The following is a 25,616-nucleotide window of genomic DNA, read 5'->3' as shown; positions in this document are numbered from 1 at the left end:
CTTTACCGGGCGAGGATCAGGCTGACATTGCTGCCGCCGAACGCGAACGAATTGCTCATCGCGTACTGCGTGCCCGTGCCGCGCGGCAAATGGCGCGCGCCGGCGACAAGATCGAGCGCGGGCAGCGCGGGATCGGCTTCGCCGTCCCACAGATGCGGCGGCAGCGTCGCGTTCTCGTGCGCGAGCGTGAGCCACGCGAAGCCGAGTTCGGTCGCGCCGGCCGCGCCGAGCTGATGACCGGTCAGCGGCTTGGTGCCGCTCGCGGCGACGCCGTCTGGGAACACGCGCGCCATCAGACGGGCTTCCATTTCGTCGTTCTTCTGCGTGGCGGTCGCGTGCAGATTCACATAGCCGACCGCCGACGGCGCGACGCCCGCGTCCGCGAGCGCGTCGCGAAGCGCGAGTTCGCCGCCGACGCCCTGCGGGTCCGGCGCCGAAATATGATGCGCGTCGCTCGATTCGCCGACGCCCGCGAGCCGCACCGTCGCTTCGTCGCGGCTCATCAGGAACACGGCCGCGCCCTCGCCGACGTTGATGCCGCAGCGATTGCGGCTCATCGGATTGGTGCGCGCGCTGCTGGTCGATTCGAGCGACGCAAAGCCCTGTACCGTCAATTCGCAGAGCGAATCGACGCCGCCGACGACGACCGCATCGCACAGCCGCAATTGCAGCAGCCGACGCGCCGATGCGAACGCCTTCGCGCTCGACGTGCACGCGGTCGAAATCGTAAACGCCGGCCCGTGCACGCCGAGCGCGGCGGCCGCGAATGGCGCGGCGGTGCCGATTTCCATCTGCCGGTAGTTGAAGCTCTGCGGCAGTTCGCCGGCTCGGGCGTGATAGACGAACGCGGTTTCGGCCGCTTCGATGCCCGACGTGCTGGTGCCGAGCACGACGCCGATCCGCTCCGGGCCATAGCGCTCGCGCGCGGCTTCGATCGCGGGCGCGATCTGCGCCAATGCCGCGAGCAGCAGCCGGTTGTTGCGGCAGTCGTAGCGCGCGAGATCTGCGCGCGGCGCGAGTTCGAGCGGCGCGAGCACACTGCCGACGAACGCGTCGCCGATGCCGGTATGCACGTTGCCCATGCCGGGCGAATTCGCGGCGGCGAGCGCCGGCACGATCTCGCCGACGTCGCCACCGAGCGCGTTGATCATGCCGAGCGCGTGCAAATAAACTGTTGGCGCTTTCATGCCGCTCTCCGTGAATCCGATGATTTATCCGATGACTTCGCCGATGACTTCGCCGATGACTGCGCCGATGGCTTCGCCGATGACTGCGTCGATGGCATGCCGATAGGCGCGAGCAACACGGCAACCGCGATGCCGAGCGCGAGCGTGGTGCCGAAACTCCTGAGCGCGGGCATCGCACTGAGGCCGAGCATGCCGAACGACAACAACGTGGTTGCCGCCGACAGCAGCACGCCGGTCCACACCGCGCCGAGATCCGCGTCCGCGCGGGCGCAGCCTTCGCGCAGGAACACCGCATAGTTCGCGCCGACGCCGAGCACCAGCATCAGCGCGAGCCAGTTGAACAGATTGAGCGGCACGCCCGCGTAGCCGAACACCGCCAGCGCGACGCCGACCGCGAACAGCACGGGCAAGGTCGTGGCGATACCGCCGCGCGCCCCATAACGCACCATCAGCAGCACGCACACGAGCACGAGCGCGCCGCCGAGCCACCAGCCGCTATCCACGCGATATGCACCGAACAGCTTCGACACGCTCGCGGCCTTGTCGACGAACACGACGCCGGGCAGGCCGCGCGCGAGCGCGATCAGCGCGGGTTCGTTGCGCGGCGTCACGCCTTGGGGAATCACGACGGCCGCATAGCTTGTTTCATGCGCCCGATTGGCGTCGTTCGATCCCACCGCGCCGAGCCACAAATGCCGGTACGGCTGCGACCAGGGCGCCGCGAGCCAGCGCTCGACGGTCAGCGGCGCGGACGGCCGGGCGAAGCCGGCGAGCCAAGCCTCGGCGACTTCGTCCTTGAAGCCCGCTTGCAGCAGCGTCGCGCGCAACGCGGCGGAGTCGCCGAACACATGCCGTGCAAGCAGCGCGCGATCTTCGCTCTGACGTTGCGCGGAGGGCACGAACTGCGCGATCGACTGATAGCCGCCGACGCTATCCGCGCTGCCGTTCAGCGCATCGAGCTTCGCGCCGAGCGCTTCGGCGCGTTGCAGCACCGCTTCCTCGCTCGCGCCGCGCACGACGAAAAACTGCGCGCTGTTATCGACGCCGACCGCCGCGCGCACCGTGTCTTCCTGCGCGGCCAGCGACGCATCGCGCTGGATCAGCAGATGGATGTCGTCGTCGCTGCTCAGACGCAGCCAGCCGGGCACCGACGCGATCAGCAGCAGCGCGGCGACCAGCCACACGCGCTTGCCGCCGAGCGCATGCTGCCAGCGCGCGAGCAGCCGCGCCGCGCTCGCGAACAGGCGTCGCGGGCAGTGCTTCGGCGCGCGCGTGAGCAGCGCCGGCAGCAGCCACAGCACCGACGAGAACGCGGTCGTGATGCCCACCATCGCGAAGCACGCGATCTGCTTCAACGCGGGGAACGGCACCCACATCAGGATCGCGTAGCCGAGCAGGCTCGTCGCCAGCGCCACGCCGAGCGCGGGCCGCACGCTGCGCGCGCCGTGCCGCGCGTCCCAGTCGCGGCCCGCGCCGAGATAGACGACGAAATACTGGATCGAATAATCGACGGCCTCGCCGATCAGGCTCGCGCCGAACACAAGCGTCAACAAATGCAGCTTGCCGAAGATCAGCAGCGTCGCCGCCAGCGCGCACACGATGCCGAGCGCGGTCGAGACGAAGCCGAGCAGCAACAGACGCGGCGAGCGGAACACCCACATCATCAGCAGAGCGATGCCACATAGCGATGCGATGCCGATCACGTGCACCTCGCGTTCGGCAGCGCTGCGCGCGGCCTCGGCGTAGAACACGGCGCCGGTGCGCGCGACCGATACATCGGGGAACGCCTGACGCAACGTGTTTTCCGCGTCGGCGAGCGCCGCGTGTACCGCGCGCTGCGTCTTCGTTTCATAAGCGGAGCCAGGCAGCGTCGCGACGATCAGCACGCTGGTCGTATCGCCCTGCGCGTCGCGACGATGCGACACCAGCAGGTTGTCCCCGACTTCGAGATTCGACGTCGCGAGCGGCAAATCGCCGAGCCAGCGTTCGAGCCAGCCGAACGGATCGTCGGCGAGTTGCGTGCTGAGGCCGCCTTGCAGCGGGCTGTAGATGCGCTGCGCGAGCATGTCGTGCAACGTCGTGGCGCTGGCGCTCGCGAGCGCGCTGCGATCGGCCGGCGCGAGCAGGCCGAAGCGGTACGGCAGATACAGCGCCGCGATCTGCGACAGGTCGAACGGCGGCAGTTCGGCCGTCACCGACGCGAATGCGCCGCTCTTTCGCAACGACGCACCCAGTTGCTTCGCGGCCGCTTTCGCGTGCGCATCGTCGCGGCTCGTGACGAGCAGCACGGTGCGATCGCCGAGCGCGCTCGCGAGCGTGTCGACCGCTTTTTCGGCGACCGGGTCCGCTTCGGTCGCGGGCAAGAGCGCGAGCAGATTGGTTTCGAGCGGTGACGGCCCGGCGAAGCGCCAGCCGCAATACAGCGCCGCCAGCAGCGCGAGTGCGAGCCATCCGGCGCGCACGCCCCACGCCCGTTTCGCGGCTCGCTGCTGCGGTATCTCCATCACGGCGCTCCGAACAGGCTGCGCTCGTCCGGCGTCGGCTCGGCGACGGCCGTGCTGTTCGCGAACTCGAGCTTCGTCACGTCGCCGTTCGCGAGCGTGATGCGCAGGCTTTGCAGATAAGCGCCGCCGCTCATGTCGAGGCCCTTGATCGATTGCGCGAGCTGCGGTTGATTCGGCGTGAGGCGCATGCGCCATTGCGCGGCGCTGCCTTCGGCGCTCACGTCGAACTGCGAGTACAGCGCCGACAGATCGCCGCCGAGCATCGCGCGCATCATCTTCGACACCTGCGCGACGCCGCGCGTGCCCTGTGCGCCATGTGTGCTCACGCGTCGGCCGCTGGCGTCGACCTGCGCGACGCCAGCATCGGTAATCACGTAGGTGGCCTTGTACGGCGTGTCGATTTGCCAGATCACGCCGCGCTCGCGGAAGAACAGCAACGTGCCGTTGCTGACGAGCGGCTGCTTCATCGCGGCGAGCGTTTGTGTCTGCGTGAATTGCGAGCGCACGCCCTTGGGCTGCGCGAGATGCGCGGCGATCTGCGAGACGAGCGCGGCGTTGGCGGGCGCAGTATTAACCGTTGCCGCATGCGCTGGTGCCACCCATCCGGGCACGCACATGGCGCCGATCATGCCGATCACGCCCGCGATCCGCGACACGGACGCACGTCGGTTCATCGTCCCCATACGCGCTCCAGCTTGTCGAATACGACCTGCGGCGACACGAACTGCAATTCCTCGGTGGCGGCATCGACGGCGACCTGGATCGTATAGCCCTTCGTGAGCCGCGCGCCCGATGCGCAATCGACGATTTCATAGCCTATTTTCAGGCGGTTTTCGTATTCGAGCAGTTGCGCGCGCACTTCGAGCTTCTGTCCGTACACGGCGGCCCGCACGTACTTCAGATGCGCCTCGACGATCGGCCACAGATAGCCGGACGCCCGCATCTGGCGATAGTCGTAGTCGAACGCGCGCAACAGCGCCGCGCGGCCCAACTCGAAGTACTTCAGATAATTGCCGTGCCAGCACACGTTCATCGCGTCGACGTCGTGAAACGGCACTTCGACGGTCGCGCTCGCGGCGAGCACGTGATGCGTTTTCGCGGGCTCGCTCATAGCTTGACTCCTTCCTGATCGTCGATCATGTCCAGCAGTTCGCACGCGGCAATGCGCGCGGTGAGCGCGCGCAGCTCGCCTTCGAGCGCGCGGTCCTCGTCGACGAAGGGCGAATGCGCGCCCACGTCGTCGATGAATGCACGCAGCGGCGCGGGCACCGGCGTCGCGCTATCGATGCGCAAGCGCAAATTCACGGCCTGCACCGTCGCGAGCGTGTGCGCCGCGGCGACCTGCTCTGTCAATTCGAGCACGCGCAGGCAGTCGCGCGCGGCGATCGTGCCCATGCTGACCTTGTCCTGATTGTGCGCTTCGGTCGAGCGCGAAAACACGCTCGCGGGCATCGTGTTCTTCAGCGCCTCGGCGGTCCAGGCGGACGACGAAATTTGCACGGCCTTGAAACCGTGATTGATCGCCGCGCGTTCGGGCGCCGCGCCCGACAGATTGCGCGGCAAGCCATTGTTGAAGTTGACATCGACCAGCAGCGCGAGCTGCCGGTCCATCAGATCCGCCAGATTCGCGACGGCGACCTTCAGCGCATCCATCGCGAACGCGATATGGCCTCCATAGAAGTTGCCGCCGTGCAAGATGCGTTCGTTGTCGGGATCGACGAGCGGATTGTCGTTCGCGCTGTTCAACTCGTTTTCGACGTCGCGGCGCACCCAGCCGAGCGCATCGCGCGCGACGCCGATCACATGCGGAGCGCAGCGAATCGAATAGCGGTCCTGCAGACGATGCCCGGGCGTGTCGGTGCGGCCGGCCAGATCGGCGCGAATCCACGCGGCCGCTTCGGCCTGGCCCGCGTGCGGCTTCACGTCGAACAGCGTCGCGTCGAAGTGCGCGGCGCGACCGTCGAGCGCGACGGTCGCCAGCGCGGTCAAACTAGCGGCCAGCCGCGTCAAGTGCTCCGCGCGCGCCACCGCGAGACACGCGAGACCCGTCATCACGGCGGTGCCGTTCATCAGCGCGAGGCCCTCTTTCGGCGCGAGCGTCAGCGGCTCGACACCAAGCTCGATCCACACGTCGCGCGCCGCGCGCAACGCACCGGCGTACTGCACGTCGCGCTCGCCCGCGAGCGCCGCCGCCACGTACGACAGCGGCGTCAGATCGCCGCTCGCGCCGACCGAGCCCTCGGACGGAATGCGCGGCAACACGCGATGATTGATCAACGCCGCGAGGCGTTCGAGCAGCACCGTACGCACGCCCGAAAAACCATACGCGAGCGAATTCAGACGCGCGGCGATCACGGCGAGGGTTTGCGCATCGTCGAGATACGCGCCCATGCCGCAGCCGTGATAACGCGTCAGTTGCAGCGGCAATGCCTCGACGAGCGCCGTCGGCACGTCGATCACGCAGGCGTCGCCGTAACCGGTGTTGACGCCGTACACGGTCGCGCCGGCGGCCAACTGGCGGCGCAGGAACGCCGCGCCGCGCTCGATGCGCGCACGCCATACGGCATCGTCGCTCAGTGCGACGCACGCGCGCTGCCGCGCAATCGCGACGACCTCTTCGATCGTCAGTCGGCGGGCACCGACGACGATCGGCGTGCAGCCGGCGGCGCAAGCGGCATTCGCAACAACGCGCGCGGGTCGCACATCGTTCAGATCATGATCGGCCATTCGCGCCTCGTTCGGAGCTGGCCCAGAAATCGAAGAAGTTGAACCATTGATAAGGGGCCTTGCGGCAATAGTGTTCGAGGCGCAGCGCGTAGCGTTGCGCCCACGCGGCCAGGTGCTGCGCGCGATCGCGGCGCGGCAGCTCGATTCGCTCGGCGAACGGCTCGAAGTACATGCGATAGCCGTCGCGCTCCTTCAGGCAGAAGAACAGGTAGACAGGACAGCCGAGCGCATGCGCGAGCACGTAGGGCCCTTGCGCGAACGGCGCGCTCGCACCGAGAAATTGCGCGTCGGTGGTGCGCCCCGCCTCGCGCGCCGGCACCCGGTCGCCGACGATCACCAGCAGCTCGCCCGCATCGATGCGCTGCTGCATCAGAACCGCGGTCTCGGGACCGAAGTCACCGACTTCGAGCAGATGCCGCGCGAACTCGCGATTCGACGCCGCCAGCACCTCGTTGAAGCGGCGCGCGTGCTCGGTGTAGACGACCGCAGTGACCTTCGCGTGATCGCCGCGGATCGCGAGCGCGCGCATCATCTCCAGATTGCCGAGATGCGCGCCAATCACGAGCGCGCCCTTGCCGCTCGCGATCAATGCTTCGAATGCCGCGGGATCGTCGAACGTCACGTCTGTGTCGTCGACGCGGCCGGTCCATGCGGCGAGCTTGTCGAAGCCCGATTGCGCGAACGCGAGCATATGGCGATACGCGGACAGCCACCCCGGGCGCGGCATCTCCGCCGACGGCGCGACCGCGTTCAGATGCGCGAAGTAGTTGCCCGACGCGGCGCGCGCGGCGCGGCCCGTCACCAGAAAGTACGCGACGACCGGATGCAGCCACAGCGCGGTAAAGCGGCGGCCGAACAGCTTGCAGCTCAGCGCGAGCAGGCTCATGCCGAGCCGGCTGCCGCGTTCGGCGATACGCCACCAGGCTTCGGGCCGGGGTGCGTCGGCACAGTCGTCCGCTGTGTCGGCGAGCGCGCCACGGCGTGGCATCAGCTTGTGCGCGAGCAGCATCGGCAGACGCATCAGCATGCCGAACACGAGCCGCGTATGGCTGCGGCTGATGCGCACGTTGTCCCACAGCACGTCGAAATGCGACACGCCGTCGGCCGCGTAGGTCACGCGCGTCGGGATCGAGCGGAACTCGGCGCGCCGCCAGTGCAGACGCACGAGGATCTCGATGTCGAAGTCCATGCGCGTCGGCAGCCGCACGCTGTCGATCAGCTCACACGCGAGCGCGAGCGGATACAGACGAAAGCCGCACATCGAATCGCGGATCGTCAGCGACAGCGTCTCGATCCACACCCACACGTGGGTCAGATAGCGGCCGTACAGACGTGCCTTCGGCACGCTGTCGTCGTACACCGGACGGCCGAGAATCACCGCGCCAGGTTCGGCGCGCGCGGCATCGATGAAGCGCGGCACGTCGGTCGCGTCGTGCTGGCCGTCGGCGTCGATCTGCAGCGCATGCGTGTAGCCCGCGGCGCGCGCCGCGCGCAGGCCCGCCATCACCGCCGCGCCCTTGCCGCCGTTTTCGGGCAGACGCAGCAGCGTCAACTGCTGCGCGTATTGCAGCGCGAGCGCGGCGAGTACCTGCTGGGTCGGCTCGTCGCTGCCGTCATCGACGACTAAGATCGGCAAGCCGTGCACCGCGAGATTGGCGATGGTCGCGCCGATCGCGCCCTTGTGGTTGTAGATCGGAATGACGATGCAGGGCGCGAACTTCATCACGCGTCCTCCCGATGCACGAGCACGCCCGACGCGCATTCGCGTCCATCGAGCCGGTACGCGAACTGGACGCGCCGGCGCTCGGCATCGTACGCGAGCGTGAGTTCGAGCACCGCACCGGGCGTCACCGGCGCCATGAACTTCAGGCGATCGACCGACGCCACCGCGCGCACCCGCGGCCAATGCCCGGCCGCGAGCCGCGCCGCCCAGTCGACCTGCACGACGCCCGGCAGAATCGGCAGGCCCGAAAAGTGGCCGGCGAAATGCTGGAGCGACGGCGGCACGCGCAGCACAAAGTGCAGCGTGTTGCCGACGCGCGTTTCGGCCAGCACTTCCATGCCCTCGGCGAGCGGCGAGAACGCGGCCGCGACCGCACTTGCGGGCAGCTTGCCGCGCGCGTCGAATGGCAGACCCACGCGAAAACGCCAGTGACGCGGCAGCACGACCGCATCGAAGTAATCGGCCAGATGCCGGCGCAGCGTTTTCGCGAGCGCGACGCGGCCTTCATCACGCAATGTCGCGCCGCCCGCTTCGGTCAGCGCGACCACTGCGCCGACCCGCTCTCGCGTCGCGCCTTCGAGCGGCACCAGCGCCGCCTGCGCGACATACGGATGCAGCGCGAGACGCGCCTCGAGCTCCGGCAGCGACACGCGCTTGCCGCCGAGCTTCAGCACGCGGTCGAGGCGCCCTTGCAAATGGAAGCGCCCGTCGGCATCGAACGCGATCCGATCGCCCGTGCGATGCCAGCCGTCGTGATTGAGATGCGGCGAGCGCACGCACAGCGCTCCGTCGTGGTCGCGGCGCACCTCGGCGCCGGCGACCGGCTGCCACGCGTGGCCCTGATCCTGACGCCGCCACGCGATCCCGCCGGTTTCCGTACTGCCGTAGATTTCGAGCGGCGCCGCGCCATAGCTGACCGCATAGGCCTGCGCGGGGTCGGCCGCGAGCGCGCCACCCGACGAAAAGAACGCGCGCGGCGCGGGCGCGAGCGCGCCGAAGCCCGGCAACGCGGGCCAGCGCGAAAGCTGCGCGGGGGTCGACACGACCGCCGTCGCGCCGCATTGCGCGATACGCGCCTGTAGCTGCAGCGGCTCCATGCCGATTGCGCGATCGAACGCGCGGCCCGCCGCGAGCGGCCACAACACGCGAAACAGCAGACCGTAGATGTGGTGATGCGGCACGCTCGCGAGCATCGTCGCGTCGCCGAGCAATGCGCCCCACTGCTGTTCGAGTGTGTGGACTTCGGCGTTGAATTGCGCGAGCGTCTTGCGGATCGGCTTCGGTGCGCCGCTGCTGCCGGATGTGTAGAGCGTCAGCGGCGCGCGGGGGTCGATCGGCTGCGCGGTATTGACCGTGACGACATGCGTCGCTGCGACGAACGGCGGCAGATCCGCGTCCGTCAGCAGGAAGTCGTACGCGTTAGCGAGATCGGCGAGATAGCCCGGCGTTGCATTGGCAGGAATCACCGGCTCCTTGCCGCACGCGAACAGCGCGAACAACGCGCAGGCGAACTCGAACGGATCGTCGATACAAAGCGCGCAGCGCCGCGCATCGTGCGTTTGCACGAGTTCGATCAAGCCCGCGACGCGCGCGCGGAACGCCGCGCGATCGAGCAGCACGGCGCCGTCGCGGCACACCGGTGCGGCGGGCGTCGCGAGCGCGGCATCGGCCGACAACAGGTCATGCAACGCGATCATCAGGCCGACTCCGAATCCGCGCGCGCGGCGCGCGGCAGCACGAACAGGCGTCGCCACACGTATTCGCCGGCCAGCAGCAGGCCGATCAGTCCATAGGCGATCGCGCCGTTGTACAGCGACCAGGCCGCGCGGCTCCAATAGAGCGCGGTATAGGCGGAAAACGCGCCGTTCAGCACGAAGAACGCGCACCACACCTGGGTCACGCGCCGCGTATAGCACACCGCGCCCGGCGGCAGATCGGGACTGCCGAGGCGCGCGAATTTTTCGATCATCGACGGCCCGCGCACGAGCGTCGCGCCGAACGCGATCAGCAAACCGAGATTGACGAGCAATGGATAGAAGCGCAGCAGCAGTTCGCTATCGGTGACGACGATCGTCGCCGACGCGCAGCTCAGCATCGCCACCACGCTCCAGTCGAGTCTGGAAAGCTGCCGCAGCGGTATCGCGACCGGACCGCCGCCGGCCCAGCGCTGCAGCCACAAGGTCACGAGCAGCATGCCGCCGACGAGGCGCGGCGCATCCCAGCGCCAGGCACACAGGATCAGCACGGGGTAAGCGAGTTTCAGCAGCACCAGCACGACGGTCGTGCTCCAGCGAGGCCGCGCGCCGGACTCGCTTGCGGCGTGCGGTGGCTCCGACATCTGCATGCGCGGGTGCGCGGCCCGCATCAACCTTGCGCCGCGAGCAGCGATTCGACCGCGCCGATCACGTCGCCGACCGTGCGCACGGATTTGAAGTTCTCCGGCTTGATGCGGCGGCCGGTCATCTCCTGCAGCTTGATCGCGAGATCGACCGCGTCGATGCTGTCGAGATCGAGGTCTTCGAACAGATGAGCGTCGGGCGTCACGCGCTGCGGCTCGATCGCGAAGTTTTCCTGAAAGATCGCGCGGATGCGCTCGAGAATCTCAGTCTCGGTCACGATTCAATCCCCTTCCTTGCGGTTTCGTTCGCAGCGTGCGCCGCTTCGCGCTGACTCGCGACCAACGCGGCGAGCGTGTTGATCGAGCGGAAGTGCTCGCGGGTACGTTCGTCGTTCGCCGCGATGGTCAGTTGGTATTGTTTGCGCAGCACGATGCCGATTTCGAGCGCGTCGATCGAATCGAGACCGATGCCGTCGGAACCGAACAACGGGGCGTCGTCGTCGATATCGGCGGGGCTCAGGTCTTCGAGATCGAGGGCTTCGATCAGAAGCTTTTTAATTTCCAGTTTTAAAGAATCCATAATCGAACAGGTGCTGGGTAATGTGGGCTTCTACGGCATTCGTCACGCTGCGCGCCGCGATGGCCGCGGTGGCGTCGTGCGCGGCTAGCTCGTCGACGCCAAGCGGCGCGAGCACGTTCACGCGCATCCGGAAAGCGCGCGCCGGCACGTGATACCAGCGCATCTGCCGCGTGAACGCGGGCGGATCGCAATCCATCAACACCGGCACGATCGGCGCACCGGCCTTCAGCGCCATGTGCGCGAAACCGCGCGAAAAAGCGTGCAGCCGGTTGGGCGCGGGGCTGCGCGTGCCCTCCGGAAAAATGATCATCGTGTAGCCGGCCGCGAGCTGCCTGGCTCCCGCCTCGACGAGCGCGATCGCGTCCGCGTTGCTCACGTATTCGGCCGCGCGCACGATGCCCCAGAAACACGGGTTGTGCCAGTGCGCGTGCTTGACGACACAGCATGCGCGCGGCGTCAGCGACAGCAGGACCATCACGTCGAGGTAAGTCGGGTGATTCGCGACGACGATCGCCGGTCCGCCCGCGCGCAACGCCTCGGCGCCGGATGCTTCGAGTTCCATCACGCCGAGGCCGCGCAGCACCGCGACGAGCGCGCGAAAGAACCGATGGATCACGACGCTCACCGCACGCTGCCGCGACGCGCGATGCGGCCACAGCCACGCGAGCGGAAACACGAGCACCGAAAACAGCACGCCGCACACGCCGAACGCCACAAAGGCGAGGCCGGTCGCGCAAAAACGCCACGCGTAATCAAGCCGCGCGCTCATCCCACCTCCAGTGCCACAGCGCGCCGGCGCGCTGCCAGCGCGCGGGCTGGCCGGTTTCGAGGCAGTGCAGCAGCGCCTGGCTCTGGGTCGGAAAGCTCGCGGCGCCGCTCATTGCGGTTCGCGGCTCGCCGGGTTGCCCGGCCACCTCCTCGTCGGCGCGGGTCAGGGAGCAAACAACGCGCCCTGCCGACGCATCCTTGTCGAGCAGCACCGCGATCGCGCCGCCGTGCACTTCGTCTTCGATCGTGCCGTACGCGAGATCGGCCGGTTCGTCGGCATAGACGAGCAGCACCGGCACGTCCGGTTGTGTCGCGAATTGCGCGTACGCTTCGAGCAGCGCATAGCCGAGCGTTTGCGCACCAGCCGATACCGCGCTCGCGGCCGAGCGGTCGCCGCGCGCGATCCCGAACACGCCGGTCATCGCGTTCAGCACCGACAGGCTGAAGGCGGTCGGCGACACCGGTTCGCCCGCGCTGATGCTGCGCAGGATGTCGGTGGTACGCCGCAATTCCCCGTGCCGCGACGCGAACACCACGCGCGCGGGTTCCTGCGCGACGCAGTCGTGCGCGACCTTGAGCGCGACCTTCGACAGCGTGCTGAGACGCCGCCGCACGATCGGCTCGATAAAGCCGACATCGGGTGCAGCAGACGAGGTAGCCGGCCAGCTAGACCAGCGACCGACCGGAATGGTCCAGTGCAGATCGGGCATATGGTGTTCGCGCGTAGAAACGGGAAAAGAGCTCAAGCGCCTGACGGAATACACAGCCGTCACAGCGAGCGGCGCCGCGCGGATCGGGAGGTTCCAGCCGGGATCGACCGGTCTGCTGGCATGGGAATGCAGCACCGGCGATCGGCCTGACTTGTCAGGCGCGCCTGACAATCGGTGTGGTGGATGGCGGCTCGGGCTCCTTTTGTGGCCGAATAGTACCGGATATTCTGAAGCAAATCGTCGAGGAAAGACGTATCCATCTGTATCCGCGCCTGACGCGCAACACATTGTTAGACGATTTGACAAAGCCGGCCGCGGCGACGCACCGCAAGGCCGTTTCGCGCGTCGACGCTGGCGCGCCAACGCCGACAGAATCCACCAAAAAACCTTTCATTGATCTTTCGCGGAATACGTCGTAGAGCGAAAACACCTCCGCAGGGTCGTCCGCACGCGAACAACGTTCGTCACAGCGATGCTGCGGCGCCTGTTATACTCCGCCCCTCATTGGGGAGTAGCCGCCCCGCGGCACGTCCGCACCGCTTCGCCGGTGCGTCGCACGTGTGGCTCGCGGGGGCGCCTGTCAACACACTTGGCCAGCACGGCCATGGCAGTCGCAGCCTTTGGCCTGGCGAGACCGATGATCCACACGCGCCGCAACAGGGCCCGGCGTGTCGTGGGTCGTCGCTCGTTCATCTTCGGCCCGAGGAATCCATTCAACGTGACTCAAGCTTTTCTCATTTCGACCGGCGCGGTCGCGCTCGCCGAAATCGGCGACAAGACGCAACTGCTGTCGCTCGTGCTGGCCGCGCGCTATCGCAAGCCCATGCCGATCATTCTCGGCGTGTTCGCGGCAACGCTGATCAATCACGCGGGCGCCGGCGCGCTCGGCGCGTGGCTCGGTTCGATGCTGACGCCGACCGTCATGCGCTGGGCGCTGGCGGTGTCGTTCGTCGGCATGGGGCTGTGGATTCTGGTGCCCGACAAGCTCCAAGACGAGGAAGCCAACACGAGCCGCACGCACTTCGGCGTGTTCGGCACCACGGTCGTCACGTTCTTCCTCGCCGAGATGGGCGACAAGACGCAGATCGCGACGGTCGCCCTCGCCGCGCGCTTTCACGATTTCTTCGGCGTGGTGGCCGGCACGACGCTCGGCATGATGATCGCGAACGTCCCGGCGATCCTGCTCGGCGACCGCTTCGCGCATCGTCTGCCGACGAAGCTCGTGCACGGCATCGCCGCGGTGATGTTCGTCGTGCTGGGCGCGATGGCCTTGTTCGGGGTCGGGGTCTAAGCTACTGCGCGGCCTTCGGCGCCGACGCCGAACCCGCGGGCGGCGTCGCCGCTGGCAGAGACACTTCGTTCGCAGCCGCGCCGCCGCCGAGCGGGATCTTCACGGTGTGCACGGCGCCGTTGGCCAGCGGGAAGTCCGCCAGCGCGCTACGCGCCAGATAAGGCATCGCCCGCACCAGCGACGACTCCTCGCCGAAATTGCGCGCCGTCACGTTGTAGACCTCCCGGCCGCTCGCACGCTCGGTAATCCGGATGCCGAGCAGATGCGTGAATACCGGGTAGCTCTGGTTCACGTATGTCGCCGGGAACGGCCCCCACGGACCCCACGGATCGAACGGCCGGCCCCAGTAAGGGCCGGGCCACGGGTTGTAGTAGACCGGCTGCGCGACGGTCACGACATCCGAGCGGATGCCATAGGCGAGTTCCACCAGATAGCGCGCTTCGTCGTGAGGGACTTCGCGGAACGCGTGCACGGCGAGCTCGTTTGCGACGATCCGCTCGTAGGCGCTCAGTTCGAGATTGTTCTTCTGATCCTCGTGGCGCGTGAACGCATAGGTGCGGGTTGCGTCGCTGCCGGTCCAGTCGGAGAACGCCGTGACCTCTGTCGTCACGTAGGTCGTGCAGCCGGACAGCAGCACGCTCAGCGCGACGAACAGCAACGCGACGCGGCGGGTCCATCGATCGAAGTTCATGGTCTGCCTCGTGATGCCTCTGGTTGCATCTATTCAGCTTCGGTTAAAACTCTGCGTCGGCCGCGATTATTCCGTCGCGCGATGCGCTCGCCGGCTGACGCTGCCGGGTCCCCGCCACGCACGGCGACCGATAATACGCTGACCTCGGCAGCGAACAAAAGGTTCTTGCCCTGCCCGTCGAAACCGGACGCGCTGCCCGGCGCCGAAACTCGGCCCCCTTCCCCTCCGCACGATCGCCCGAGGCTTTGTACAATGAGTCGACCAAGCCCGGCTCGCGCGCCGTTTGCGCGCCCGACCGCTCGAGTACACCACCAAAGAACACCATGGCCGATACCGCAACGCCCAATGTGATCCGCCGCGCCGATTACGCGCCGCCCGCCTTCCTGATCGACACCGTCGCGCTGGAGTTCGATCTGGTCCCCGAACGCACGGTTGTCAGGAATACGATGCGCGTGCGCCGCAACCCGGATGCTTCGCGCGCCGCGCATCTCGAACTGATGGGCGAGCAGCTGGAGTTCGTCAGCGCCGAAATCGACGGCAAGCCGTTTGCGAACGCGCATCCGCACGAGCACGGCCTGCTGCTCGACAACGTGCCGGACAGCTTCGAGCTGACCCTCACGAGCATCTGCAATCCCGCGGAAAACACCACGCTGTCGGGGCTGTACGTGTCGAGCGGCAACTTCTTCACGCAGTGCGAAGCCGAGGGCTTTCGCCGCATCACCTACTTCCTCGACCGCCCCGATGTGATGGCGAGCTTCACGGTCACGCTGCGCGCGAGCAAGACCGACTATCCGGTGTTGCTGTCGAACGGCAATCTGCTCGAACAAGGCGATCTGCCCGACGGCCGTCATTTCGCGCGCTGGGAAGATCCGTTCAAGAAGCCGAGCTATCTGTTCGCGCTCGTCGCGGGCAAGCTCGTCGCGCTCGAAGAACGCGTGAAGACCGGCTCGGGCAAGGAAAAGCTGCTGCAGGTGTGGGTCGAGCCGCATGATCTCGACAAGACCCGTCACGCGATGGATTCGCTGATCCACTCGATCCGCTGGGACGAAGAGCGCTTCGGGCTCGAGCTCGATCTGGACCGCTTCATGATCGTCGCGGTCAGCGACTTCAACATGGGCGCGATGGAAAACAAGGGGCTCAACATCTTCAACACGAAGTACGTGCTCGCGAATCCCGAAACGGCCACCGACACCGACTTCGCGAACATCGAGGCGGTGGTCGGCCACGAGTACTTCCACAACTGGACCGGCAACCGCGTGACCTGCCGCGACTGGTTCCAGCTGAGCCTGAAGGAAGGCTTGACCGTGTTTCGCGACCAGGAGTTCTCGGCCGACATGGCGGGCGGCGCCAGCGACGAAGCCGCGCGCGCGACCAAGCGCATCGAGGACGTGCGCGTGCTGCGCCAGATGCAGTTCGCCGAGGACGCGGGTCCGATGGCGCATCCGGTGCGCCCGGAGAGCTACGTCGAGATCAACAACTTCTACACGATGACCGTCTACGAGAAAGGCTCGGAAGTCGTGCGGATGTATCAGACGCTGTTCGGCCGCGACGGCTTTCGCAAGGGCATGGACCTGTACTTCAAGCGTCACGACGGCCAGGCCGTGACCTGCGACGACTTCCGTCACGCGCTCGCCGACGCGAACGGCCGCGACCTCGCGCAGTTCGAGCGCTGGTATAGCCAGGCCGGCACGCCGCGCGTATCGGTGCGCGCGCGCTACGACGCCGCGCAGCAGCGCTACAGCGTGACGCTGCGCCAAGGCTACGGCGATGCCGTGCCAGCCGCGCGCGAAACACAGAAGGGTCCGCTGCTGATTCCGTTCGCGATCGGTCTGATCGGCAAGGACGGCCGCGATCTGCCACTGCAGCTCGACGGCGAGGCGAAGGCGTCGGAGTCGACCACGCGCGTGCTCGAATTCGCGCAGACGGAGCAGACCTTCACGTTCGTCAACGTCGGGCAGGAACCGCTGCCGTCGCTGCTGCGCAATTTCTCGGCACCGGTGATCGTCGAATACGACTACACGGCCGAACAGCTCGCATTCCTGCTTGCGCACGACAGCGATCCGTTCAACCGTTGGGAGGCCGGCCAGCGGCTCGCCACCCGCGAGCTGCTCGCGCTCGCCGGGCGTGCGGCCACGGGCGCGGCGCTGCAGTTCGACGACTCGGTGGTCGCCGCGTTCGCGCGTGTTTTGACCGACGAGACGCTGTCGCCGGCATTCCGTGAACTCGCGCTGATGCTTCCGTCCGAAGCGTATCTGGCCGAGCAGATGGCCGAGTCGAATCCGGCCGCGGTGCACGCGGCACGGCAGTTCGTGCGCAAGCGCCTCGCCAATGCGCTGCGTGACGACTGGCTGAAGGTCTACGAGCAGCATCGCACGCCGGGCGCCTACGAGGCGACGCCGGAGGCGGCCGGTCATCGCGCGTTGAAGAATCTCGCGCTGTCGTATCTGACCGAGCTCGACGATTCCGCGGACGCCGTACGTCTTGCCTCCGCGCAATATGAAGCCGCGAACAACATGACCGACCGCGCGGCCGCACTGTCGGCGCTGCTCAACGCGGCCGCGCCGCAAGGCGGCAGTCCCGAGGCGCAGCACGCGCTCGACGACTTCTATCGACGCTTCGAGAAGGAGCCGCTCGTCATCGACAAATGGTTCGCGTTGCAGGCCACGCAGCGCGGCGGCGCACAGCATCCGGTGATCGATACGGTGCGCAAGCTGATGACGCATCCGGCCTTCAACCTGAAGAACCCGAACCGGGCACGTTCGCTGATTTTCAGCTTCTGCGCGGCGAACCCCGCGCAGTTCCACGCGGCAGATGGCTCCGGCTACGCATTCTGGGCCGAGCAGGTGATCGCGCTCGACGCGCTCAATCCGCAGGTGGCCGCGCGCCTCGCGCGTTCGCTCGAGCTGTGGCGACGCTTCACGCCGGCGCTGCGCGACAGCATGCGCGCGGCGTTCGAGAAAGTGGCCGCGCAGGTCAAGTCGCGCGACGTGCGCGAGATCGTCGAGAAGGCGTTGGCGTGATGCCTCGCTGAGTTCTCGAGTCGCATCGGAAAGCCGGCACGCGTTGCCGGCTTTTTTTGCGCTGCTTTTTCGTTGATGGGCTGCGCTCCCCGGTCGTGGCACGGCGTTAGCCATTTGGCCGACTCTTCATCGGACCTCGGCGGGGAGAAAGTATACGCACACGTTTAATGGTTTGCATTTAACGCAATGCGTTATACGATTCAATGATCACGACATTCGCAGACAAGGCCACCGCAAGAATTTTCCAGGGCAGGTTCGTGCATACGTTGCCGCACTCGATCCAGGCGCTAGCACATCGCAAGCTGCTGATGATCGACGCCGCGAGCTCCATCGCGAATTTGCACGCGCCGCCCAAAACCGGCTCGAAGCCTTGCGAGGCCAGCGCAGCGGGCAATGGAGCATCCGCATCAATGCGCAGTTGCGCATCTGTTTTCATTTCGTCGGCGAGGACGCGCTGAATGTCGAGATCGTCGACTATCACTGACTACTGGGAGACCGACATGGTCATCAAACGCTCCGCGCTGAAAAGCATCGATTTCTCCGACATCGATACGGGCGCGGCCATTGACGAGATCCATCCTGGCGAAATTCTGCGCAGCAAGTTTCTCGAGCCGCTCGGCATGTCCGTCAACGCGCTCGCGCTTGCACTGCGGGTGCCGGCGCCGCGCATCAACGACGTCGTACGCGGCCGCCGCGCCATCTCCGCCGATACCGCGCTGCGGCTGGAGCGCTACTTCGGCGCCAGCGCGCAGTTCTGGCTCAATCTGCAAATCGCCTACGATCTGCGCGTCACCACCGCCGCCGCCGGCGAGCAGATCGAACGGGAAATCGAACCGATGCCGCGCGCCGAGCGCCCGAAACTGCCCAGCGTGCCCGCCGGGCACGCCCGGGCCGCGGCGCTCGCGGCCAGCGTCCGCGGCACCGTCTCGGCCAGGACGCGCCGCAAGGCCTGAAGGCGGCCGTGCGGCCAAAAGCACGGAGCCGACACACACGAGCGGTTAAAATCCCATCATTCTTCTAGCCTTCCCGGAGTACAGCAATGTCTTTGCAACGTCGTACCACTCTCACGAAGTACCTGATCGAGCAGCAGCGTGAAACCAACAACCTGCCCGCCGATCTGCGCCTGTTGATCGAAGTCGTCGCGCGCGCGTGCAAGGCGATCAGCTACCACGTCAGCAAGGGCGCACTCGGCGATGCGCTCGGCTCGGCGGGCAGCGAAAACGTCCAGGGCGAGGTGCAGAAAAAGCTCGACATCCTGTCGAACGAAATTCTGCTCGAGGCGAACGAATGGGGCGGAAACCTCGCAGGCATGGCCTCCGAGGAAATGGAACAGTTCTTCCCGATTCCGGCCAACTATCCGAAGGGCGAATATCTGCTCGTGTTCGATCCGCTCGACGGCTCGTCGAACATCGACGTCAATGTGTCGATCGGCACGATCTTCTCGGTGCTGCGCTGCCCGGACGGCCACCAAGCCACCGAGCAATCGTTCCTGCAGCCGGGCACGGAGCAGGTCGCCGCGGGCTATGCGGTGTACGGCCCGCAAACAGTGCTCGTGCTGACCACCGGCAACGGCGTGAACTGCTTCACGCTCGATCGCGAACTCGGCTCGTGGGTGCTCACGCAAAGCGACATGCGTATTCCCGTCGAAACTCGCGAGTACGCGATCAACGCTTCGAACGAACGCCACTGGTATCCGCCGGTTCAGCAATACATCGGCGAACTGAAAGCGGGCAAGGAAGGTTCGCGCCAGGCCGACTTCAACATGCGCTGGATCGCATCGATGGTCGCCGACGTACATCGCATCCTGAATCGCGGCGGCATCTTCATGTACCCCGCCGACAAGCGCACACCGGACAAGCCTGGCAAGCTGCGTCTGATGTACGAAGCCAATCCGATGGCCTTCATCGTCGAGCAGGCGGGCGGAGCCGCAACCAACGGCGAGAAGCGTATTCTCGACGTCCAGCCAAAGAGCCTGCACGAGCGCGTCGCGGTGTTCCTCGGCTCGAAGAACGAGGTCGATCGCGTGACCCGCTATCACCTCGAAGCGAAGAAGTGATCGCGAAAGAAAAAATGCATCAAGGGGCTTGCCAAGTCACTGAAGTAGTCCCTATAATCTCGTTTCTCCTGATGCCGGAATAGCTCAGACGGTAGAGCAGCGCATTCGTAATGCGAAGGTCGGGGGTTCGATTCCTCTTTCCGGCACCATCAAGTTTCAAGCAAAAAGCCCAGTCCTCGTGACTGGGCTTTTTGTTTTGCCGTCGCGCGAGACGTTGCCGACCTCCCACTCCCTTGACGAGTTGAAACAGCCAGTAGCCGGCAATGCCCGCTCCAGCGTTGTCCATCGGCGACCTCTCCCCCCAACATGAAGAACGTCATAATCCGCTCCGCGCGTCGCGGGTCCGTCTGTCAACGCACGTCGAAACATCGGTAGTCGCTTCAATCATAGGAGGCGCGATCGCATATGCTAGACAGGTCGCCAAATGCGCTCCTTTCGTCACAGCAATATGGGAATGGGTATGCCATCCGACTGTCAGCAATTAATTAACGACAAAAATCTTTAAACAGCGGTTGGTCCGGTCAACGCGGCGCGGAATGTGCCGTTTACCAAGTATTAGGCACGCAATTATGCAATCGGCAAATTACGAACGTTCAATTGAGAAAACGCGAAAATACTGCCGATGCGGCAACGCACAAATTTGTCACGTTTTTCGCACGAGAACGTCGGATGCAGTGCAGGGAAATATCGATCGGACATGCTCCAACCCAGGTGGGGCAAGGCGCGAGAGCAATGGCGGAGGGAGCCGGATCGAGATGATTTCACGCTGGGAATTAAGCGGATCAGGCAGATCGCGAAACCCAAGCGATAGTTAGACGATAAATTTTATTCAATCCCTCTGCTGATGTGTCGGCTTGTGCCGTTAAAGCAACAGAGTATGTATGACTCGCATCGGGCACTGGTGCCATGCGGGGGACGAGGCCGATAATCGGTTCGCAAAGGAGAAAGATCATGGATGCCAAACCACCGAAGATTCCGACCCCGGACAAGGTTTTTTACCCGGATCCGGAACCTGTGGCCGTCGAGTTTTTGGGAGCCGAGCTGCCCGAGCATGTTCGCGCTTTCTTCGACGAACAACGCAAGTCGTGCGATCCGAAATAGCGGACCACTGGCGCGGCGCAGCATTCGCGCTCGTTGATGTCATGCGCGGTGCGTACTCGCGCCCTCATTACGCGTCCGACACCTCCGTCAGGACGCTGGATCAGTTCGCCTGATCACAGCAGCTACCGGGCCACACGGCTCGAGCGTACGAATACGCGCGTCCTTCACGCGCCAATTTTCTCTCCGACAACTTGTGTAAAGTGGCCCGGCGCGCGAGGTTTGCCGGGCATCATTTATTCTTCTGTTTTTTCCGTCAACGGCCGCCCGGCCACGTCCACCTCATGAATCGTTTGCATCGCTTCGGCGCGTCATGCGCGCTCGCCATCGCCGCCACCGTCGCTTTCTCGCCTGCCCCCGCCCTTGCCGATGGTGACGACACCGCGCTCACGAACCTGATCGCACTGGTTTCGCAGCGCCTTGCGCTCGCGGAGCCGGTCGCGCGCTGGAAATGGGCGAACCACCAGCCGATCACCGATACGCCGCGTGAAAACGCGCTGCTCGCCGATGTGGAAAAGCGCGCTGCGGCGGCAAACGTCGACCCGGCGTTCGCGCGCGTGTTCTTCCAGGACCAGATCGATGCGAGCAAAGACGTGCAGAACGCGCTGTTCGCGAAATGGCGCAGCACGCAGCCACCGCAAGGTCCCGCACCCGATCTCGCAACCAGCACGCGACCACAGCTCGACAAGCTGACGCAAGCGTTGATGGCGAGTCTGGCGCGCGTGCAGCCGCTGCGCGCAGCGGACGATTGCCCGTCGCGCGTCGCGCAATCGCTGGCTAACTGGAAAACGCTGACGCGCTATGACTCCACGCATTCGAGCGCGATGACGCGCGCGCTAGGTCACGTGTGCGAGACCGGTGGAGTTGGCGCGACCGGCTGATTCCGCCAACGCTACCACGAGCGCACGCTGCATAGGCGTCACACGACGATGCTCGACTCCGGAGTGTCACGCGATACGCTTAACGGCATCACGCGCAGACCACGAGCCAGATGGCTCTGCAGGATACGGTACGTCGAGAGTTCGAACGACCCCGCCAGTGTCGACGCATGCAGTTGCGCCGCCTGCACGAGCGACGGCGCGTGCCCGAGGTATCGCCAGCGATCGACCACGTGGAAGATGCGCTGCGCGTCCTCACGCTCCTCGAAAACGATCGGCCCCTCGAACGGCCACGGCGCGTTCGCGGGATCGCTCTTCGTCACGCGCGGCAAACGGTTGTGGCCCGGCCGCAGCGTCGCGATCCACTGCGCCTCCGCGAGCATCGCGCCGAGTTCGCCGCCAGTCGCGCGCCATTCGACGCGCCGCACCAGCTGCGCAAGCCGCATATCCTTCGACGAACGCCGCTCGCCGGTCAGATGTGAGCGCAGCCGCTGACGCACGCGCACGCTGCGGCCGACATACAGCGGTGCATCTCCTTCGCCATAGAACGCGTACACGCCACAGCCTGCCGGCGCGGTGTCGAGCAGGTCTTCGGTGATGTCGCCGGCGAGCCGGTAGCGACGCGTCGTGCGCTCGATCTGCGCGCGCAGCGCTTCGAGCGGTACGAGCGTCGGCAGACGCTGCCAGAACTGCCAGATGAGATCCGCGTCGGCGAGCGCGCGGTGACGGTCGGACGGCACCAGCGCATGACGTTCGACGAGCGCATCGAGACCATGGCGCTTTTCGCCAGGAAACAGCGCGCGCGACAGCCGCACCGTGCAAAGCACGTCCGGATCGAACGCAATTCCCGCGCGACGAAATTCGCTGCGTAAAAATCCGCGATCGAAACTCGCGTTGTGCGCGACGAACAGCTTGCCGTTCAGGCGCTCGAACAGCGCGGGCGCGATCGACTCGAACGTCGGTGCGCCGCGCACCATATCGTTCGTGATGCCGGTCAGTTGCTGGATGAACGACGGAATGGGCTGCCGCGGATCGATGAGGCTGCTCCAGCGCGATACGCCGGCCGGCCCGACTTCGACGACGCCGACCTCAGTAATGCGGTGCTCGCTCGTCGAGCCGCCGGTCGTTTCGAGGTCGACGAAAACGATGGGTGCATCGAGCGCCGGTTCCGGCGAAAGCAGTTCAGACATGGGGCAAGAGATTCGGATGCGTGAATTTGCGGCAAGTATGCACCAGCTGGACGGTGCGCATCCACACTGAGCGCCGTCCGCAGGCAGAAACTGGTCGGCGGCCCCTCAATTTTGCGCAGATGTTCCCGCAGACGCTTGAATCATTAATCCGGATGTAGCCAATTCGCTTCACTGAATTATCTTCCGACGCTAATGCGTATTGCTGAACCATGCAGTTACCGAAGATCTCGATGAGAGAAATAAAAAACCCTCGCGCGACGACGAGGGTTTTTCGCTCCCGACTGCGTGGGCGGCGCGCCCGGCGCAGCGCACTTACAGCGGCTGAATGTTGGCCGCCTGCTTGCCCTTCGGGCTGGTCTTGACTTCAAAAGACACCCGCTGGTTTTCCTTCAACGACTTGAAGCCCTCGCTGCGGATCTCCGAAAAGTGGGCGAAAAGATCCTCGCCACCCGCGTCCGACGTAATGAAGCCAAAACCCTTAGCATCGTTGAACCATTTGACGACACCAGTTTCCATTTCCTGTTTTCCCTCGGTGATTTATCCAAAGCGGGCATTGCCCTTGAATCGATCCAACCCCGATTCAGTTGCCCATATCTGATCAAGACAAAAACCAGAAACAGCCAATCAAATTCGGCTTTGCCGTTATACGGGGAACAGAGAATCGCCGTCAAGTAAACTTTACATATGCGTTTAGCGTATAAAGACATAATGCTTCAAATCGCATGGATATAGATCAGCTCGTCAAACTTACCTGGAATGATCTAGCCCAGTTTGGAAACGGAAAAATTTGCGAAAAATATGCAACGTGGATGTAACAAAATCCATCTTTGCGTAAGTGTTTGTCCGACTTGTTGCTGCGCAATCCGACTCGCATGATGCAGATGAGTTGTAGCGATGTGCTTCAGGAGGTTGTCATGTTCCAGGAAATTCGCCGTCTGTTCGCCTGGCTAACTCATTCGCACGCAAAGGTCATACCAGGTCAACCTGCAACCGCGGACGCATCCACGGTTTTCGACTTCGATCCGATGTGGCATGGAGACCACTGGCAGAATCTGCTCTCCTCGCCGATGGATGCGCGCCATTATGTGATGGAAGACTGGAGCGTGTCCGCGCAGGGCGATTGCGACGACACGGAAGGCACCGCCCCCGCTCACTAGGAGCAGTTCGCGAAGCTCGTCCGACATAAAAAAAGCGCGACTGGAAGGTCGCGCTGACAAGGTTTGGAGATCTTTTTCGTCAACGAAAAAGTCTGCTTCGGAAAGCAGAAACTAAAGTATAGCGGTCGTATGCGATTTCGATTATTCACACAATTGACAATCGTGTATTGCCCCATTAACAACAATCGTTTTTCCGCATTTCTTCCCGTTGTTTTTTCGCATCGTTTGGTGTCGCGAATCAGCAACGCGGTTTAGGAAAAATCAGACGCTGAATTCCGCCGAGTTCGTCGCAAAGCCTTTATCCATAAGGCCCGAATGGCGAGTCATGATCGTTTCTTGATGCGTAATACTTTATTGCGCAAATCGGAACACCAACTGCTGGAAGTGTCTCTCTACACTCTGCGTAATCGGAAACCGGCGCGGATCTGGTCAGCGCGCTTCTCACGCGGATTCCGCTTCTCGCAGCGCTCGCGTGAAGGTCTCCTAAGCCAGGGTTCTATACCTCTCTCGCTCTTGGAGTTATATCAATGAAGAAGACACTCATGGTCGCTGCCCTGTCGGGCGTATTCGTCACGGCAGCGCACGCGCAAAGTAGCGTCACCCTGTATGGCCTGATCGACGCCGGGATTACTTATACGAATAACCAGCGCGTCAGTGCTACCCAGCACGGCGCCAACGTTGCGATGACGAGCGGTTCGGTGAACGGTAGCCGCTGGGGCCTGCGTGGCGCTGAAGATCTCGGCGGTGGTCTGAAGGCCATCTTCACGTTGGAAAACGGCTTCGGCATCAACGACGGCACGCTCAAGCAGCAGGGCCGTATGTTCGGCCGGCAGGCGTTCGTCGGTCTGTCGAGCGACCAGTTCGGCGCTGTCACGCTCGGCCGTCAATATGACAGCATGGTCGACTACGTCGGCCCGCTGGCACTGACCGGCACGCAATACGGCGGCACCCAGTTCGCCCACCCGTTCGACAACGACAACCTGAACAACTCGTTCCGTATCAACAACTCGGCCAAGTACACGAGCGCGAACTACGGCGGCTTCAAGTTCGGCGCGTTGTACGGCTTTTCGAACCAGGCTAGCGGCTTCGCGAACAACCGCGCATACAGCGCGGGCGCATCGTACAACTGGGGTGGCCTGAACGTCGCAGCCGCTTACTTGCAACTGAACGCCAACGGCGCCACCGGCGCGGCCGCAGCGTTCAATTCGGGTGGCGCAGTATCGGGCGACAACACGTTCTTCGCGCAACGTCAGCAAACATGGGGCGCAGGCGCCAACTACGCGTTCGGCCCGGCAACCGTTGGTATCGTGTACTCGCAGACGAACCTGCATGGCCTCGTCGGCATCAGCCAGGGCTCATCGGGTGTCTCGGGCGGTATCGGCTTCCCGTCCAACAGCGCCCAGTTCCAGAATTTCGAGGGTAACGCTCGTTACGCTCTGACACCGGCGATCAGCGTTGCCGCTGCGTACACGTACACCCGCGCTAACCTGTCCAGCACGCACGTGCACTGGAACCAGGTCGACCTGCAGACCGCATACGCGTTGTCCAAGCGTACCGATGTGTACCTCCAAGGCGTGTATCAGGCAGCAAACGAAGGCTCGATCGTCCCCGCCTTTATCAATGGCGTGGGTAACGCATCGGGCAACAACAAGCAAGTCGCTGTGACGGCTGGTCTGCGTCACCGTTTCTAAGCACCGC

The 25,616-nt window shown here is 64.9% G+C and carries 25 protein-coding genes, 1 tRNA gene and 1 riboswitch; of the genes, 10 read left to right on the top strand and 16 right to left on the bottom strand.

Annotated features, from left to right (window positions below; all coding sequences use genetic code 11):
• Positions 1-2 precede the first annotated feature (2 nt).
• From QFZ91_RS19240 to QFZ91_RS19185, 12 genes are read right to left on the bottom strand one after another with little or no spacing between them, the layout of a single operon-like run.
• Complete coding sequence (locus tag QFZ91_RS19240; RefSeq protein WP_429568099.1) at positions 3-1,187, bottom strand: beta-ketoacyl-[acyl-carrier-protein] synthase family protein; 1,185 nt, start codon at positions 1,185-1,187, stop codon at positions 3-5.
• Positions 1,184-3,691: an MMPL family transporter gene (locus QFZ91_RS19235; RefSeq protein ID WP_429568098.1), complete on the bottom strand. Its 2,508-nt coding sequence runs from the start codon at positions 3,689-3,691 to the stop codon at positions 1,184-1,186. Before QFZ91_RS19235 ends, QFZ91_RS19240 begins: the two co-directional genes overlap by 4 nt.
• Entirely contained in the window at positions 3,691-4,374 is a 684-nt protein-coding gene (locus QFZ91_RS19230) for a LolA family protein (RefSeq protein WP_429568097.1), read from the bottom strand. The genes QFZ91_RS19235 and QFZ91_RS19230 overlap by 1 nt, the downstream gene beginning before the upstream one ends.
• Positions 4,362-4,802, bottom strand: coding sequence for an acyl-CoA thioesterase (locus QFZ91_RS19225; RefSeq protein ID WP_429568096.1), 441 nt, complete (start codon positions 4,800-4,802; stop codon positions 4,362-4,364). Before QFZ91_RS19225 ends, QFZ91_RS19230 begins: the two co-directional genes overlap by 13 nt.
• On the bottom strand, positions 4,799-6,418 hold the full coding sequence (locus QFZ91_RS19220) for an HAL/PAL/TAL family ammonia-lyase (RefSeq protein WP_429568095.1): 1,620 nt from the start codon (positions 6,416-6,418) through the stop codon (positions 4,799-4,801). Before QFZ91_RS19220 ends, QFZ91_RS19225 begins: the two co-directional genes overlap by 4 nt.
• The gene (locus QFZ91_RS19215; protein WP_429568094.1) at positions 6,405-8,141 is read right to left on the bottom strand and encodes a glycosyltransferase family 2 protein; all 1,737 of its coding nucleotides are present in this window, start codon (positions 8,139-8,141) and stop codon (positions 6,405-6,407) included. The genes QFZ91_RS19220 and QFZ91_RS19215 overlap by 14 nt, the downstream gene beginning before the upstream one ends.
• Positions 8,141-9,838, bottom strand: coding sequence for an AMP-binding protein (locus tag QFZ91_RS19210; protein ID WP_429568093.1), 1,698 nt, complete (start codon positions 9,836-9,838; stop codon positions 8,141-8,143). Before QFZ91_RS19210 ends, QFZ91_RS19215 begins: the two co-directional genes overlap by 1 nt.
• Positions 9,838-10,506, bottom strand: a complete 669-nt coding sequence (locus QFZ91_RS19205) for a hypothetical protein (protein WP_429568092.1) — start codon at positions 10,504-10,506, stop codon at positions 9,838-9,840. Before QFZ91_RS19205 ends, QFZ91_RS19210 begins: the two co-directional genes overlap by 1 nt.
• A complete protein-coding gene (locus tag QFZ91_RS19200) occupies positions 10,506-10,757 on the bottom strand; it encodes an acyl carrier protein (protein WP_013090186.1) in 252 nt (83 codons plus the stop codon). The genes QFZ91_RS19205 and QFZ91_RS19200 overlap by 1 nt, the downstream gene beginning before the upstream one ends.
• On the bottom strand, positions 10,754-11,059 hold the full coding sequence (locus QFZ91_RS19195; RefSeq protein WP_176105339.1) for a phosphopantetheine-binding protein: 306 nt from the start codon (positions 11,057-11,059) through the stop codon (positions 10,754-10,756). Before QFZ91_RS19195 ends, QFZ91_RS19200 begins: the two co-directional genes overlap by 4 nt.
• Entirely contained in the window at positions 11,034-11,828 is a 795-nt protein-coding gene (locus QFZ91_RS19190; protein ID WP_429568091.1) for a lysophospholipid acyltransferase family protein, read from the bottom strand. The genes QFZ91_RS19195 and QFZ91_RS19190 overlap by 26 nt, the downstream gene beginning before the upstream one ends.
• Positions 11,812-12,537 (bottom strand): beta-ketoacyl synthase chain length factor, encoded by a 726-nt coding sequence (locus QFZ91_RS19185; protein WP_176381247.1) that lies wholly within the window; start codon positions 12,535-12,537, stop codon positions 11,812-11,814. Before QFZ91_RS19185 ends, QFZ91_RS19190 begins: the two co-directional genes overlap by 17 nt.
• Before the next feature lie 494 nt (positions 12,538-13,031).
• Positions 13,032-13,245: riboswitch (yybP-ykoY riboswitch) on the top strand.
• A 10-nt stretch (positions 13,246-13,255) separates the two neighbouring features.
• On the opposite strand from QFZ91_RS19185, the gene QFZ91_RS19180 reads away from it, so the two are divergent.
• Positions 13,256-13,828, top strand: a complete 573-nt coding sequence (locus QFZ91_RS19180; RefSeq protein ID WP_429568090.1) for a TMEM165/GDT1 family protein — start codon at positions 13,256-13,258, stop codon at positions 13,826-13,828.
• Position 13,829: 1 nt separating this feature from the next.
• On the opposite strand, the gene QFZ91_RS19175 is transcribed toward QFZ91_RS19180, so the two are convergent.
• Positions 13,830-14,519, bottom strand: a complete 690-nt coding sequence (locus QFZ91_RS19175; protein ID WP_429568089.1) for a DUF4136 domain-containing protein — start codon at positions 14,517-14,519, stop codon at positions 13,830-13,832.
• Positions 14,520-14,842: 323 nt separating this feature from the next.
• Here QFZ91_RS19175 and pepN point away from each other — a divergent pair, with 323 nt between their 5' ends.
• Complete coding sequence (gene pepN / locus QFZ91_RS19170) at positions 14,843-17,539, top strand: aminopeptidase N (RefSeq protein ID WP_429568088.1); 2,697 nt, start codon at positions 14,843-14,845, stop codon at positions 17,537-17,539.
• Positions 17,540-17,717: 178 nt separating this feature from the next.
• On the opposite strand, the gene QFZ91_RS19165 is transcribed toward pepN, so the two are convergent.
• On the bottom strand, positions 17,718-17,975 hold the full coding sequence (locus tag QFZ91_RS19165) for a hypothetical protein (protein WP_429568688.1): 258 nt from the start codon (positions 17,973-17,975) through the stop codon (positions 17,718-17,720).
• Between QFZ91_RS19165 and QFZ91_RS19160 the strand changes: the two genes are divergently transcribed.
• The 6 genes from QFZ91_RS19160 to QFZ91_RS19135 all read left to right on the top strand — a co-directional run bounded on the left by QFZ91_RS19160 (position 17,940) and on the right by QFZ91_RS19135 (position 21,574).
• Positions 17,940-18,023, top strand: a complete 84-nt coding sequence (locus tag QFZ91_RS19160) for a hypothetical protein (RefSeq protein ID WP_429568661.1) — start codon at positions 17,940-17,942, stop codon at positions 18,021-18,023. The genes QFZ91_RS19165 and QFZ91_RS19160 overlap by 36 nt on opposite strands.
• Before the next feature lie 16 nt (positions 18,024-18,039).
• A complete protein-coding gene (locus QFZ91_RS19155) occupies positions 18,040-18,492 on the top strand; it encodes a HigA family addiction module antitoxin (protein WP_429568087.1) in 453 nt (150 codons plus the stop codon).
• An 86-nt stretch (positions 18,493-18,578) separates the two neighbouring features.
• Positions 18,579-19,595 (top strand): class 1 fructose-bisphosphatase, encoded by a 1,017-nt coding sequence (locus QFZ91_RS19150; RefSeq protein WP_176381236.1) that lies wholly within the window; start codon positions 18,579-18,581, stop codon positions 19,593-19,595.
• A 73-nt stretch (positions 19,596-19,668) separates the two neighbouring features.
• Positions 19,669-19,744, top strand: a tRNA-Thr gene (locus QFZ91_RS19145).
• 802 nt (positions 19,745-20,546) lie between these two features.
• Entirely contained in the window at positions 20,547-20,696 is a 150-nt protein-coding gene (locus tag QFZ91_RS19140) for a hypothetical protein (RefSeq protein ID WP_008921206.1), read from the top strand.
• 281 nt (positions 20,697-20,977) lie between these two features.
• The gene (locus tag QFZ91_RS19135; RefSeq protein ID WP_429568086.1) at positions 20,978-21,574 is read left to right on the top strand and encodes a chorismate mutase; all 597 of its coding nucleotides are present in this window, start codon (positions 20,978-20,980) and stop codon (positions 21,572-21,574) included.
• 38 nt (positions 21,575-21,612) lie between these two features.
• Here QFZ91_RS19135 and QFZ91_RS19130 read toward each other — a convergent pair whose 3' ends face one another.
• Together QFZ91_RS19130 and QFZ91_RS19125 are read right to left on the bottom strand one after the other, a co-directional pair.
• Complete coding sequence (locus tag QFZ91_RS19130; protein ID WP_368715680.1) at positions 21,613-22,761, bottom strand: exonuclease domain-containing protein; 1,149 nt, start codon at positions 22,759-22,761, stop codon at positions 21,613-21,615.
• A 312-nt stretch (positions 22,762-23,073) separates the two neighbouring features.
• Complete coding sequence (locus QFZ91_RS19125) at positions 23,074-23,277, bottom strand: cold-shock protein (RefSeq protein ID WP_013090197.1); 204 nt, start codon at positions 23,275-23,277, stop codon at positions 23,074-23,076.
• A 398-nt stretch (positions 23,278-23,675) separates the two neighbouring features.
• Here QFZ91_RS19125 and QFZ91_RS19120 point away from each other — a divergent pair, with 398 nt between their 5' ends.
• Entirely contained in the window at positions 23,676-23,918 is a 243-nt protein-coding gene (locus QFZ91_RS19120; RefSeq protein WP_429568085.1) for a hypothetical protein, read from the top strand.
• A gap of 527 nt (positions 23,919-24,445) precedes the next feature.
• Positions 24,446-25,609, top strand: coding sequence for a porin (locus QFZ91_RS19115; protein ID WP_429568084.1), 1,164 nt, complete (start codon positions 24,446-24,448; stop codon positions 25,607-25,609).
• The last annotated feature ends 7 nt before the right edge of the window (positions 25,610-25,616 follow it).

It is taken from the genome of Paraburkholderia sp. JPY419 (assembly GCF_050435705.1).
Taxonomy (GTDB): domain Bacteria; phylum Pseudomonadota; class Gammaproteobacteria; order Burkholderiales; family Burkholderiaceae; genus Paraburkholderia; species Paraburkholderia youngii.
This window is presented reverse-complemented; position numbering and strand designations above follow the sequence as displayed.